Raw genomic sequence first — 13,805 nt, forward strand, 5'->3', positions numbered from 1 at the left:
ATTACACCTCGTCCGTTGGAGGAAATCCAAACATTTTTTCGGGTTTCATTTTGCCAGCCTTTTCAGGATGCCTTTTGTATAGCGCTGCTGGTTTGCCATGATAGGTGAAAACGACAAATGGTTCCGATTTCAAGATTGGATGTGCTTCGAGCACTTGACCATTCTTGATGCCGAACAGCAAATCCGCTGCAATTTCCTCAAAAGGGAAAATACTCAAGCCATATGACAATGGCTGCAAAATAGAATCGATATCCCCATTTTGCGCAATTTCCTCCACTTCGGCAAGCGTCACACATTGTTCTTTCGTAAAACTGCCGGATTGTGTGCGCGTCAGCTGGGACATATGTGCTGGATAGCCGAGCGCTTCACCGATTTGGACAGCGAGCGTTCGAATGTAAGTTCCTTTGCCACAACGGATACGGATGCGGAACTGGATGTTCTGCCCTCTCCACGCGGTTGCCTCGTCCAGTAATTCAATCGAGTCAATGTGTACCGTGCGTACCGGACGTTCTACTTGTTCCCCTTTACGGGCATATTCGTAAAGCTTTTTGCCGTTCACTTTGACTGCCGAATACATCGGCGGAATCTGTTCTATATCGCCTGTCAAGCTTGCCAACACCGTTTCCAATTGCTTGCGCGTTATTTCCTTGTCACTGCTGTCTTGCTCGACGATTGCCCCTTCCGCGTCTTCTGTTTCGGTGGAAAAGCCAATTGATACTTGTGCTTCATACGTTTTTCCTTGATCTGTGATGTATTCGGCCACTTTGGTCGACCGCCCTAAACAAATCGGCAAAACGCCATCCACTTGCGGATCGAGCGTTCCGGTATGACCGACCTTTTTCGTTTTCAGGATTTTTCGCAGTCGGAAAACGCAGTCGTGTGATGTCATGCCTGGTTCTTTCCATAACGGAAGAATTCCATTCGGTTCCATGGCCAATACCCCTTTCCTTATCGGCTGTTACACCGATCGGTACTATGTAGAAAAAAGCCTGCTGTCTAAAAATAGACGGGCAGGCTTTCGGTTTATTCTTCTGTTGGATCTTTGATATCCCGCAGCAATGATTCAATCCGATTGCCGTACGCGACAGACGAATCGATTTCAAACGCCAATTCAGGAGTTTTGCGCAGGCGGATTCGCTGCCCGATTTCTGAGCGGATAAATCCTTTAGACTTGGCAAGGCCGAGCAAAGTTTGCTCTTTCTCTTTGTCGTCGCCCAACACGCTGATGTAGACGGTTGCCTGCTGTAGGTCGCCCGTCACTTCGACATCTGTCACTGTGACAAAGCCGATGCGTGGATCTTTCAATTTTCTGCCGATAATTTCGCCAAGCTCTTTTTTCATTTGCTCAGCTACACGATTCGAGCGCATTGATGACATTTCGAATCCACTCCGTTCTTACAAATATTCGTTCTCTATTTCCATGCATTCCCACGACGGATTGCTTTCAAGAAAGCGCAGCACATGAGCCATTTCACGTTCCGCTGCTTCTTTCGAAGAAGAGACCGTGACAAACGCGAGGCGCGTGCGCTGCCAAACTTCCTGATGATCGACTTCCGCCGCCGACACATTGAATCTCTGTTTCGTACGGGTCACCATGCTTTTGACGATGGCCCGTTTATCTTTCAATGAATGCGCGGTCGGGATAAAAAACTCGCATTCCATTGAGAGGATCATTTTCTTTCGATTTCTTCCATGATGTACGCTTCGATGATGTCGCCTTCTTTGACATCGTTGAAGTTTTTGATGGTCACACCACATTCGTAGCCTTTGGCAACTTCTTTTGCATCATCCTTAAAGCGTTTCAAGGTATCGATTTCGCCTTCGAAGACGACAATGCCATCACGGATGACACGTACGCCGCTATCGCGTGTAATCTTGCCTTCTGTTACATAGCTTCCGGCAATCGTTCCGACTTTAGATACTTTGAAGGTGCTGCGGATTTCTGCTTGGCCGATGATTTTCTCTTCAAATTCTGGGTCCAAGAGGCCTTTCATTGCGGCTTCGATTTCTTCGATTACTTTGTAGATGATGCGGTGCAAGCGAATATCGACGCCTTCTGCATCTGCTGCACGCTTGGCGTTGACATCCGGGCGTACGTTAAAGCCGATGATGATGGCGTTAGAAGCCGCCGCTAGGGATACATCGGACTCTGTGATTGCTCCAGCACCCGTGTGGATGACTTTCACGTTGACGCCTTCTACATCGATTTTCAAGAGCGAAGCAGCCATAGCTTCAACTGTTCCTTGAACATCTGCTTTGACGATCAAGTTCAACTCTTTCATCTCGCCTTGCTTCAATTGATCGAACAAGTTATCGAGTGTTACGCGGTTCTTTTCAGAACGCATTTCTTGCAAGGCAGTAGCCGAGCGCGCTTCACCGATTTGACGGGCTGTTTTCTCATCTTCAAAGACAACAAAACGGTCGCCCGCTTGTGGCACATCGCTAAGACCAGTAATTTCAACTGGCGTCGAAGGCCCAGCAGTTTTTACGCGGCGGCCAAGGTCGTTGACCATCGCACGGACGCGTCCGAATGTATTGCCGACAACGATTGGGTCTCCAACATGCAAAGTACCATCTTGTACGAGCAATGTCGCGACCGATCCACGGCCTTTGTCGAGTTCTGCTTCAATGACCGTACCGATTGCACGGCGGCCAGGATTTGCTTTTAGTTCTCCAACTTCAGAAACGAGCAAGATCATTTCAAGCAATGTATCAATACCTTCTCCGTTTAAAGCGGAAAGCGGTACGAAAATGGTCTCGCCACCCCATGCTTCAGGTACCAAGCCATGCTCGGTTAATTCCTGCATAACACGGTCCGGGTTAGCAGACGGTTTATCCATTTTGTTGACTGCGATGATGATCGGTACTTCAGCCGCTTTTGCATGGTTGATTGCTTCTACCGTTTGTGGCATAACGCCGTCATCAGCAGCTACGACGATAATTGCGATATCAGTTACTTTCGCACCGCGAGCACGCATGGTTGTGAACGCTGCGTGTCCTGGTGTATCGAGGAACGTGATTTTCTTGCCATCTTCTTCGACTTGGTACGCGCCAATATGCTGTGTGATTCCGCCTGCTTCTCCAGCAGTGACTTTCGTGTGACGGATTGAATCCAGCAAAGTCGTTTTCCCGTGGTCGACGTGGCCCATGATTGTAACGACAGATGGGCGTTCTTCTTTTTTGGCTTCTTCTTCAGGTTCGAAGTAGACTTCCAAATCTGTTTTGTCGATCAAGATCTCTTCTTCTACTTCTACATCGTATTCTGCACAGACGAGTTCAATGGCATCTTTATCCAACTCTTGGTTGATCGTTGCCATAACGCCGAGCATGAACAATTTTTTGATGATTTCTGAAGGCTCGCGCCCTAGTTTTTTCGCCAAATCGCCTACAGTCAACGATTCACTGAATGTGATTTTTGACGGCAATTCTTTTTCGCGTTTCGGCATTGGCGGCATCGGGTTTACCGGACGCTGCTGTTTGCCTTTGCGATTGCGGTTTTGCCCGCCGCGTCCTGGTCCACCAGAACGGCCGCGTTGGCCTGGTCCTGGAGCTGGTTTAGCGGCTTTTGGCGTAAAGTTTGATCCGCGGCCAGCTTGAGCATTCGCTCCTGTTCCTGTGCCTTGCTGAGACGATTGCGTGCGGTTTTGACCACCTTGTGTGCGGTTTTGTCCGCCTTGGCTACCTGTACGGTTCTGGCCTTGGCCACCTTGAGGACGACTTTGTCCACCTTGGCTGCCTTGTCCACTTTGACCGCGGCGCTGGTTTTGGCCTTGCGGGCGGGATTGTGAACCTTGTGCACGGTTTCCTTGTGCAGGTTTTTTATAAATGCCGTCCAATTTCGTCACAGCAGTATCTTCTAAAGTCGCCATATGATTGTTGACTTTGATGTTCATTTTTGACAATTCGTCAATGATATCTTTACTTGGTTTATTTACTTTTTTAGCGTATTCATGTACTCGAATTTTGGTCATCTGCTCACCCCCGGTTAGTTTTCATCAAACAAGCTCGTCATTTTCTTGGCAAAACCGTTATCGGTAATCGCCAGAACGACGCGTGCTTCTTTTCCTATTGCATGGCCAATTTCATAGCGACTCGCGCCTATGCGCACTGGAACATTATAGGAATTGCATTTATCATGCAGTTTTTTTCTCGTGTTTTCGGATGCATCTTCAGCCACGATGACCAATTTTGCATTGCCGCGCCGCACTTCGCTAATCACCAATTCTTCGCCGGTGACCAATTTGCGTGCCCGCGTGGCAAGTCCTAAAAACTGCAGGATTTTTTCTTTATTCATGATTTCAGCTGCTCTCTGCGTACGGCATGGACAAGCTCTTCGTAAATTTCGCCTGGAACTTTCACTTCAAGTTGCTTGTCCAATACCTTCTTTTTACGCGCTAGTTCGATGGCATCTTCCGATTTGGAAACATAAGCGCCTCTTCCTGATTTTTTGCCTGTCAGGTCGACGAATACGTCTCCTTCTTTGGAGCGTACTACGCGAATCATGTCCTTTTTCGGAAGCATTTCACCAGTTGCGACGCATTTTCTTAGTGGAATCTTCTTTTGCATAGCCAACGGATATCACCTTCTCAGCTTATTCTTCTTCGTCGTAAAAATCAAAGCCATCCGCATCTTCGTCTGCGCTTGTTTCGGCAGAAGCTGACTCTGCAGACGGATAAATCCCCAGTTCACGGGCATCCGTTTCACTCTTAATATCGATTTTCCAGCCTGTCAATTTCGCTGCCAAACGCGCGTTTTGCCCGCGCTTGCCGATGGCGAGTGACAATTGGTAATCCGGAACGACAACTGTTGTCGACTTATCGTCATCACTCACTTGCACATCCAACACTTTAGATGGGCTCAGTGCATTTGCAACGAAAACGACTGGATCTTCTGACCATTCCACGATGTCGATTTTCTCTCCGCCCAGTTCATTAACGATGGTCTGTACACGGCCGCCTCTTGAACCGACGCATGAGCCAACTGGATCTACCTCTTCATCCGTCGCATGGACCGAGATTTTCGAACGGTCTCCCGCTTCACGGGCGATCGATTTGATCTCCACTATGCCGTCGTAAATTTCAGGCACTTCGTTTTCAAACAAACGGCGCAAAAGCCCTGGATGTGTCCGTGAAACAAATACTTGCGGGCCCCGTGTCGTCCGTTCAACTTTAGTGATATAAACTTTGATGCGGTCATGCGGCTGGTAATTTTCGTTTGGCATTTGTTCTGTCTGCGGCAATACCGCTTCGACTTTCCCAAGACCGACATACAAATTACGGGCATCCATGCGTTCTACGATGCCATTGACGATGTCATCTGCACGGTCCACGTATTCTTCAAAAATCAATCCGCGTTCGGCTTCACGTACACGCTGCGTGACAACTTGTTTTGCTGTTTGTGCAGCAATGCGGCCGAAATTACGCGGTGTAACTTCTTCTTCAACAATATCGCCAATTTCATAAACCGGGTTCAATGCGTGCGCATCTTCCAATGAAATCTGCAAGCGGTCATCTTCTACTTCTTCAACGACATCTTTGCGCGAATAGACCAGCATCGTTCCCGTATCTAAGTTCAAATCGACACGGACGTTTTGCGCTTGGTTGAAATTGCGTTTATAAGCGGTAACAAGCGCTGCTTCAATCGCTTCGATCAACACATCTCGCGAAATTCCTTTTTGTTTCTCCAACACTTCTAAAGCATCCAATAGCTCACTGCTCATGTTATTCACTCCTAAATTCTTCTATTCAGCTTGCAGAAAAATCGATTGCCAGACGAATCACGGCAATTTTCTTTCTCGGGATGCTGATGGTTTTTCTGCGAGTTTTGATTTTGACCTCAATCTCTACTTGCTCTTCATCATACGACTTCAAATAACCTTCAAATTCTTTCGCATCTTCAATCGGTTCGTACGTTTTGATGTAGATAAAGTTTTCCAATGCTTTTTCGAAATCCTTCTCTTTCTTCAACGGACGTTCCGCTCCTGGTGATGAGACTTCCAGGAAATAGTTCTGCTCGATTGGATCGGTTGCATCCAACTCTTCGCTTAAACGCTCGCTGACAATTGCGCATTGATCGATATCGATCGGCTCTTGTGGATTGTCCACATAGACGCGCAAGAACCAGTTCTTGCCTTCTTTCACAAACTCGACATCGACTAGTTCAAGTTCCAGTTCATCGACGATTGGTTGTGCCATTGCTTCAATTTGTTCTGTAATTTTGCTCATAAAATGCCTCCTGCCAATAATATGCCATAACAAACAGAAAAGAGCGGGAGAACCCACTCTTCTGCGACAGAGCTATCAGTAAATGTTATTACAATAATACCATGCTTAGCGGTACGGCGCAACTGACTAGAACAAGGACAGCTGATTGGCATCAGGCATTCCCTCTAGGCAACCGTGATCATCCATGTACTCGATGATCGTTTTTGAGACGCGGCCGCGCTGCTGTAAATCTTCCTTCGACAAGAATTCACCCTCCGCCCTTGCGGCAACGATCGATTTCGCGGCATTGGTGCCGAGACCCGGGATCGCATTGAATGGCGGGATTAAGGTATTGCCTTCGATCAGGAATTCATCCGCTGAGGATTTATACAAATCGACTTTTTGGAATGAATAGCCGCGCTCGACCATTTCAAGCGCCAGTTCCATGACCGTCATCAAGTTCTTTTCTTTCGTCGAAGCCTCCAATCCTTTTGAATTGATTTCGTCTACTTTGGCACGAATCGATTGAGAGCCTTTCGCCATGGCGTTGACATCGAAATCTTCTGCCCGCACCGTGAAATACGCGGCGTAGTAGAGTACTGGGAAATGCACCTTGAAATAAGCGATGCGGACTGCCATCAAGACGTAGGCAGCGGCGTGCGCTTTCGGGAACATGTACTTGATCTTCTTACACGATTCGATATACCAGTTCGGGACCGCTTGTTCTTTCATCGCCGCTTCCATTTCCGGCGTCAAGCCTTTCCCTTTCCGTACCGATTCCATGATCTTGAACGCCAGTGAAGACTCAAGCCCTTGATAAATCAAGTAAACCATGATGTCATCCCGGCAGCCGATTACGTCGGACAGCTGGCAGGTGCCATTGTGGATCAATTCTTGGGCATTGCCGAGCCAAACGTCCGTGCCGTGTGACAAGCCGGAAATCTGTACGAGTTCAGAGAATGTCGTCGGTTTTGTATCTTCGAGCATTTGGCGGACAAAGCGCGTGCCGAATTCGGGGATGCCGAGTGTTCCGGTTTTGCAGCCGATCTGCTCTTTCGTGACGCCGAGCGACTCAGGCCCTGCGAAAATCTTCATCACTTCCGGGTCGTCGGTCGGGATCGTCTTCGGGTCAATGCCGGATAAATCCTGCAGCATACGGATCACTGTCGGGTCATCATGCCCGAGAATATCAAGCTTCAATAAATTATCGTGAATCGAGTGGAAGTCGAAATGAGTCGTCTTCCATTCAGAATCCTGCGCATCTGCCGGGAACTGAATCGGTGAAAAATCATAAATGTCCATATAATCAGGCACAACAATGATACCGCCCGGGTGCTGCCCTGTGCTGCGCTTAACGCCGGAGCAACCCTGTACCAAACGGTCGATTTCAGCGCCCCGCATGGTCATATCGCGATCATTGGCGTAGCCGCGCACATACCCGTATGCCGTTTTCTCGGCTACTGTCCCGATTGTTCCGGCCCGGAAGACATTGTCTTCGCCAAATAGCACTTTCGTGTAATTATGCGCTTGTGGCTGGTATTCTCCACTAAAGTTGAGATCGATATCGGGAACTTTATCGCCTTTAAATCCGAGGAAAGTTTCAAACGGGATATCCTGACCATCTTTTTTATATGGAATGCCGCAGTCCGGACATTCTTTGTCTTTCAAGTCAAAGCCGGAGCCGACAGAACCGTCATCAAAGAACTCGGATTTTTTGCATTTTCTGCACACATAATGGGGCGGCAAAGGATTAACTTCCGTGATTTCGGTAAGCGTCGCAACAAGTGAAGAGCCGACCGACCCACGCGAACCGACGAGGTAGCCGTCGTCCAGTGATTTTTTTACCAGTTTATGTGAAATCAAGTAAATAACCGCGAAGCCGTGTCCGATAATCGATTTCAGTTCCTTCTCGATGCGCGCTTCGACAATCTCGGGCAAGTCATCACCATAAATCGAGCGAGCCATCGTGTAACTGAGCTCCCGAACTTCCTCGTCTGCCCCTTCAATTTTCGGTGTATACAATTCATCTTTAATCGGTTTCACGACATCGATCATATCTGCAATTTTCAAGGAATTGTCGACGACGAGTTCACGTGCCGTCTCTTCGCCAAGAAAGTCAAAGGCATCGAGCATTTCATTGGTTGTCCGGAAATGCACTTTCGGCAAGGTCGAACGGTTCAATGGGTTGGCCCCGCCTTGCGAACCGATCAGTACCTGGCGGAAGATGGCATCCGTTTCATCTAAATAATGGACATTTCCTGTCGCGACCAGTGGCTTATCGAGTTTGCGGCTTACTTTGACTAACTTTCTGATGATGTCTTCAAGATTCCATTCATCGCGAATCAATTCCCGGTCGATCAATGGTTGATACACTTCTTTCGGATGCACTTCCAAATAATCATAGAATTGCGCCGTCCGTTCGACTTCTTCCATCGATTTTTGCATGACCGCTTCGAATACTTCGCCCTTGTCGCAACCCGAACCGACAAGCAAGCCTTTCCGGTGGCGCTGCAGGAGCGAACGCGGAATACGTGGCACGCGGTAAAAATAATTGATGTGAGATGCTGACACGAGCTTGAACAAATTCTTCAAGCCTTCCTGGTCTTTGGCTAGCAAGGTGCAATGAGTCGGACGCGATCGTTTATAGGAATCTCCTGTTCCAACATAATCATTCAGTTGGTCGTGGTAAAGAATGCCTTTATCGTCCGCTTCTTTCAATAGATGTGTCAGTAAATAAGCGGTCGCTTCCGTATCGTAGATGGCGCGGTGATGCTGCGTCAGTTCGATATTGAACTTTTTCGCCAAGGTGTTCAGGCGGTGATTTTTCATTTCCGGATGAAGCATACGTGCAAGTTCCAATGTATCGATAGTGGCATGGGTTTGATCGATGCCGTATTTTTTATAGGCAACATACAAAAAGCCCATATCAAATGAAGCGTTATGGGCGACCATAATATGGTCTCCTGCCCATTCATGGTATTCGCGAATGACTTCCTCGACTTCCGGTGCATTGCGCACCATATCATCCGTGATGCCTGTCAAATCGATAGTTGTTGCCGACAGTGGATGATGTGGGTTAGCAAAGCGTTCGAATTTATCGATGATATTTCCGCCCTTGATTTTGACCGCCGCGAGCTCAATGATCGTATCGTAAACGGCGGATAGTCCTGTCGTCTCTAAGTCAAAGACCACAAAGGTTTCTTCTTCAAGCAAGGCGTGGCGTTCTTCGTAGGCAATCGGAACACCATCATCGACTAAATTCGCTTCTAAACCGAATATCGCTTTGATGCCATGCTTTTGACTCGCGGCATACGCGTCTGGAAATGCTTGCACCCCTGCGTGATCCGTGACGGCAATCGCTGGATGCCCCCATTTCGCCGCTTGTTCGACTAGTGAGCCAATTGAAGAGACTGCATCCATTTGGCTCATGGGCGAATGCAGATGCAATTCTGCCCGCTTCACTTCAGCGGTATCTTTGCGGACCGATGGATTGATTTCGACCATGTCGTTCGACATCATGACCAAGTCTCTAACGAAGGTGTCGGTTTGAATCGAGCCTCTTGCTCTCAGCCACATGCCTTTTTTCGCCTGTGCCATCAATTCCGCATCTTCTTTATCGCGAGAGAACATTTTCACTAGGATGGAGTCGGTATAATCGGTCATCTTGACCGTCAATAGCGAACGGCCGCTGCGCAATTCGCGGACTTCGACATCGAACACGAAGCCTTCGATGGTCACGCGGCGTTCTTCATCGACAATTGAACGGATTTCGACAATCGGCTCGTCCGGCTTGATGGCAGAACCCATTTGAAATGGACCAGACGGGGCGCCATTTTCTTTGCGTTCAGTTTCTCGTTTTTTCATGTCCGCGACTGCTCGTTTTGCCATCGCTTCTTCCTCGACTTTGCGCTGTTCCATAAAAGCAGCGCGTGCTTCTTGCTGATCTTCTCCGGATAGCTGAAAATCGATTGAAAATGCCGGAAATCCGAATTGCTGGAAGACTTGGCTCAACTTTTCGGTATATTTTGATTTCAACGCCATCATTTCGTGTTCGTGGCAGCAATCAATAATCAGTTTATTGCCGTTCCATACCGGCGCTTGAGACAACAGCTGCTCACGGAGCGGCGGGGCCATATCTGCCAATTCATCAACGACATGTCGCCAGTAGGCGGAAACTTGCTCTCCGTCAGCTTGTTGTGCGGATGTTTCTATGTGTACTTGAACGCTTGCAATCGATGAAAACTTGGCTTGCAGTCGCTCGCGGAAAATAACAAATAATTCAAGCGGCAGTACTTGCTTGAGTTTGACGATAAAGCGCCATGCCCGGTCTTTCTTGTGGACAGTCATACGTGTCAATTCAGCCTCTTCAAAATAAGGCATATGGACATCGTCCGTTAACTCCAGATGCTGCAGCAGCAATTTAAATCTCATCTTGGCGTCTTGCTCATTTATCATGATTATCCCCTTCGCCATTTATTTCAGAAAAAGAAAGGAAAGTACGGATGTACTTTCCTTTTATCATATCAGATTACTATTTATTTCTTAAAGAATTCGTGTACCTTGTCGTGCACTTCATCTTTATGCCATTCGACGGTTTCATTGGTTTCACGGATTTTCACTTCCAAGATTCCTTCTGCGGCCCGTTTGCCAACCGTGATGCGAAGCGGTAAGCCGATCAAATCAGCATCTGCAAATTTTACGCCAGCGCGCTCTTTGCGGTCATCGAGCAGCACTTCGAATCCTTGCGCTTTCAATTGTTCATAAATTTCTTCTCCGGTTTCACGCTGGACATCGTCTTTGACATTAACTGGCACGACGTGGATTTCATACGGCGCCACCGCACTCGGCCAAGTAAAGCCGGAATCATCCTGGAACTCTTCAGCAACAGCCGCTACAATGCGCGAAACGCCGATTCCGTAGCAACCCATGATATAAGGCATCGCTTTGCCTTGGTCGTTGAGGAACGTTGCTTTCATCGGTTCACTGTATGTCGTACCCAATTTGAAGATATGTCCAACTTCAATTCCTCTGGCAAATTGAATGGTGCCTTTGCCATCTGGCGACGGATCTCCCTCTTTCACAAAGCGCAAGTCTCCATAAGCTTCGACGGTGAAATCTTCACCTGGTGTAACATTTTTCAAATGGACACCGTCTTCATTGGCACCTGTTACGCCGTTGACGATTGATTGGACGGCATTGTCTGCGAATACGCGGACATCTGCCGGCAAGCCCACAGGCCCAATGGAACCGATATCGCAAGACAGCAATTCACGCACTTCTTCAGGAGTTGCCAATTCGATCAACTTCGCGCCTGAAATGTGCTTGGCTTTCACATCGTTTACTTCGTGGTCGCCGCGTGACAATACAACGATTAACTCATCGTCCGCTTTGAATACCAAGGTCTTGATGCAGTTTTCAGGCGTAGTCTCAAGGAATTGCGCCACTTGTGCGATGGTCTTTTGGTCAGGCGTCTCCACTTTTTCCATTGGAAGAGCTGTTTCATCAGATACTGGATAATCCATTTGAACCGCCGCCATTTCGATATTGGCAGCGTAAGGTGAGCTGTCCGAATACGCAATGGTATCTTCACCAATTTCTGACAGCACCATGAATTCATGATTGTCCTTGCCACCGATTGCTCCAGAGTCCGCAATAACAGCGCGGAAGTTCAATCCAAGGCGGCTGAAGATATTGCTATAGGCCTGCATCATGTCATTGTAAGTTTTATCGAGGCTATCCGTTGTAGCATGGAAAGAATAGGCATCTTTCATAAGGAATTCACGGCCGCGCAACAAGCCGAAGCGTGGACGTTTTTCATCGCGGAACTTCGACTGGATTTGATACAAAGTCAGCGGCAGTTTTTTATAAGATTTGATTTCATCGCGCAATAGGCTCGTGATGATTTCCTCATGTGTCGCCCCAAGTGCAAACTCGCGGTCGTTACGGTCTTTTAAGCGCATCAATTCATCGCCATAAGAGTACCAACGCCCCGTCTCCTGCCAAAGTTCAGCTTGTTGCAAAGCTGGCATGAATACTTCGACGCTATTGATCGCTTCCATTTCCTCGCGGATGATTTTTTCGACTTTGTGCAAAACGCGTTTGCCGAGCGGAAGGAACGAATAAATTCCACTCGTGTTTTGGCGGATAAATCCTGCGCGCAGCAATAATTGATGCGATTTTACTTCCGCATCAGCTGGAGTCTCTCTTAATGTTGGGATAAAACTTAATGTTTGTCTCATATCCGAATACACCTCAACTGGTCATTGTATTTGTAACTCTCTATGTAGCAGAGAAAGGAAAGCGATAGACGCTTTCCTTTCATCAATTAAAAGAAAAATCGCTGGATGTCATTCCAGGTCACGACGATCATCAACAGCATCAATAGCATAATCCCTACAAAATGGACCATTCCTTCTTTTTGCTTGTCGACTGGTTTGCCACGCAAAGCTTCAAGGACGAAGAACATGAGGCGCCCACCGTCAAGAGCAGGAAGCGGCAACAAGTTCATGATCCCCAAATTGATGCTGAGCATGCCAGCCCAGCTCATAAGCGTAAAGATACCGTACTGCGCGACTTCTTCAGTCGTTTTATAAATGCCAACAGGCCCTGACAAGGCATCAATTGTGAACTGTCCTGTCACGAGCATGCCGAGCAAACGGAAAATTTCCTTGAACCAAAAAACCGTTTGTTCAGCGCCGTAAGCGAATGAACCGAAAAAGTCTTTTTCTACAGGACTTTGGTACAGCACGCCGATGACGCCGACTTCTTCTGCCGTTTGATCAGACAATTCTGGGGTGATCGTGAAACTTAGCGGTTCGCCGCCGCGCTCTACTTGGAAATCAAGCGCTGTTCCGGCACTACCTTGTACGGATTCTACAAGTTCGTCCCATGTGCTGATCGATTGGCCTTCGATCTCTGTCACCAAATCGCCGTCCTGCATGCCTGCCTGTTCAGCAGGACTGTCTTCTGTAACTTCTGAAATGACTGGTTCGAACGTTGGTACGCCTTGCATCATGCCAATCGCGGTAAAGATAAAAAATGCCAGGATAAAGTTGAAAAACGGACCTGCAAAAATCGTCATGAAACGATTCGGCAAATTTTTCGCATCAAATGTGCGATCGTAAGGCGCCAAGATCGTTTCGCGGCCGTTTTCTTCCACTACGGCATTGCGAGCAACTTTAATATTCATCAATTGTTCATCTTCGTCATACCCTTTGATAAAAAGGTCTTTTTCAAGATCTGCTTGTTCTACTTCTAGGAACAAGATATCGGGATAGACATGCTTTTGATTGAGTATGATTTTCTTTGCCTGTCCCTGTTCGTCAAGTAGCAATCCGATGCGGTGGCCAGCTTGCAAATGGATAGCATCCATTTCTTCGCCCGCCATGCGGACGTAACCACCGATCGGAAGCAATCTGATCGTATACAGCGTCTCGCCTCGTGTGATGGCCAAAATCTTTGGGCCCATCCCGATAGCGAATTCACGAACGAGAATCCCAGCCCGCTTAGCGAACAAGAAATGGCCCAGTTCGTGGAAAAACACTAAGGCGCCGAAAATGATAATGAACGCTAATACTGTCTCCATTTTGAACCCATCCTTCA

11 protein-coding genes are annotated in these 13,805 nt (G+C 47.8%); all 11 read right to left on the reverse strand.

Features of this window, described 5'->3' with window-relative positions; all coding sequences use genetic code 11:
- Position 1: 1 nt before the first annotated feature.
- Positions 2-931 carry a tRNA pseudouridine(55) synthase TruB gene (truB, locus tag AY633_RS01605; protein ID WP_068485940.1) on the reverse strand — a complete coding sequence of 310 codons (930 nt, stop codon included), beginning with the start codon at positions 929-931 and terminating at the stop codon, positions 2-4.
- Between the two features lie 92 nt (positions 932-1,023).
- Positions 1,024-1,377, reverse strand: a complete 354-nt coding sequence (gene rbfA, locus AY633_RS01610) for a 30S ribosome-binding factor RbfA (RefSeq protein ID WP_068462817.1) — start codon at positions 1,375-1,377, stop codon at positions 1,024-1,026.
- An 18-nt stretch (positions 1,378-1,395) separates the two neighbouring features.
- Positions 1,396-1,674, reverse strand: a complete 279-nt coding sequence (locus tag AY633_RS01615) for a DUF503 domain-containing protein (RefSeq protein ID WP_068462819.1) — start codon at positions 1,672-1,674, stop codon at positions 1,396-1,398.
- Entirely contained in the window at positions 1,671-3,971 is a 2,301-nt protein-coding gene (infB, locus tag AY633_RS01620) for a translation initiation factor IF-2 (protein ID WP_068485942.1), read from the reverse strand. The genes AY633_RS01615 and infB overlap by 4 nt, the downstream gene beginning before the upstream one ends.
- 14 nt (positions 3,972-3,985) lie before the next feature.
- Entirely contained in the window at positions 3,986-4,294 is a 309-nt protein-coding gene (locus tag AY633_RS01625; RefSeq protein WP_058380471.1) for a YlxQ family RNA-binding protein, read from the reverse strand.
- Positions 4,291-4,572 carry an RNase P modulator RnpM gene (gene rnpM, locus AY633_RS01630; protein ID WP_068485944.1) on the reverse strand — a complete coding sequence of 94 codons (282 nt, stop codon included), beginning with the start codon at positions 4,570-4,572 and terminating at the stop codon, positions 4,291-4,293. Before rnpM ends, AY633_RS01625 begins: the two co-directional genes overlap by 4 nt.
- Positions 4,573-4,591: 19 nt before the next feature.
- Positions 4,592-5,719 (reverse strand): transcription termination factor NusA, encoded by a 1,128-nt coding sequence (gene nusA / locus AY633_RS01635; RefSeq protein ID WP_068485946.1) that lies wholly within the window; start codon positions 5,717-5,719, stop codon positions 4,592-4,594.
- 25 nt (positions 5,720-5,744) lie between these two features.
- Positions 5,745-6,224, reverse strand: a complete 480-nt coding sequence (rimP, locus tag AY633_RS01640; RefSeq protein ID WP_068485948.1) for a ribosome maturation factor RimP — start codon at positions 6,222-6,224, stop codon at positions 5,745-5,747.
- A 126-nt stretch (positions 6,225-6,350) separates the two neighbouring features.
- On the reverse strand, positions 6,351-10,658 hold the full coding sequence (locus AY633_RS01645) for a PolC-type DNA polymerase III (protein ID WP_068485950.1): 4,308 nt from the start codon (positions 10,656-10,658) through the stop codon (positions 6,351-6,353).
- Between the two features lie 80 nt (positions 10,659-10,738).
- A complete protein-coding gene (locus tag AY633_RS01650) occupies positions 10,739-12,442 on the reverse strand; it encodes a proline--tRNA ligase (protein WP_068485952.1) in 1,704 nt (567 codons plus the stop codon).
- An 86-nt stretch (positions 12,443-12,528) separates the two neighbouring features.
- Entirely contained in the window at positions 12,529-13,788 is a 1,260-nt protein-coding gene (gene rseP, locus AY633_RS01655; RefSeq protein WP_068485954.1) for an RIP metalloprotease RseP, read from the reverse strand.
- Between the last annotated feature and the right edge of the window lie 17 nt (positions 13,789-13,805).

Source organism: Planococcus maritimus (genome assembly GCF_001592825.1).
Lineage (GTDB): Bacteria > Bacillota > Bacilli > Bacillales_A > Planococcaceae > Planococcus > Planococcus maritimus_C.

Excerpts from the sequence above, each read along its gene's own strand:
- truB (WP_068485940.1), bottom strand. The coding sequence starts at position 931 with ATGGAACCGAATGGAATTCTTCCGTTATGGAAAGAACCAGGCATGACA.
- rbfA (WP_068462817.1), bottom strand. The coding sequence starts at position 1,377 with ATGTCATCAATGCGCTCGAATCGTGTAGCTGAGCAAATGAAAAAAGAG.
- AY633_RS01615 (WP_068462819.1), bottom strand. The coding sequence starts at position 1,674 with ATGATCCTCTCAATGGAATGCGAGTTTTTTATCCCGACCGCGCATTCA.
- infB (WP_068485942.1), bottom strand. The coding sequence starts at position 3,971 with ATGACCAAAATTCGAGTACATGAATACGCTAAAAAAGTAAATAAACCA.
- AY633_RS01625 (WP_058380471.1), bottom strand. The coding sequence starts at position 4,294 with ATGAATAAAGAAAAAATCCTGCAGTTTTTAGGACTTGCCACGCGGGCA.
- nusA (WP_068485946.1), bottom strand. The coding sequence starts at position 5,719 with ATGAGCAGTGAGCTATTGGATGCTTTAGAAGTGTTGGAGAAACAAAAA.
- rimP (WP_068485948.1), bottom strand. The coding sequence starts at position 6,224 with ATGAGCAAAATTACAGAACAAATTGAAGCAATGGCACAACCAATCGTC.
- AY633_RS01645 (WP_068485950.1), bottom strand. The coding sequence starts at position 10,658 with ATGATAAATGAGCAAGACGCCAAGATGAGATTTAAATTGCTGCTGCAG.
- AY633_RS01650 (WP_068485952.1), bottom strand. The coding sequence starts at position 12,442 with ATGAGACAAACATTAAGTTTTATCCCAACATTAAGAGAGACTCCAGCT.
- rseP (WP_068485954.1), bottom strand. The coding sequence starts at position 13,788 with ATGGAGACAGTATTAGCGTTCATTATCATTTTCGGCGCCTTAGTGTTT.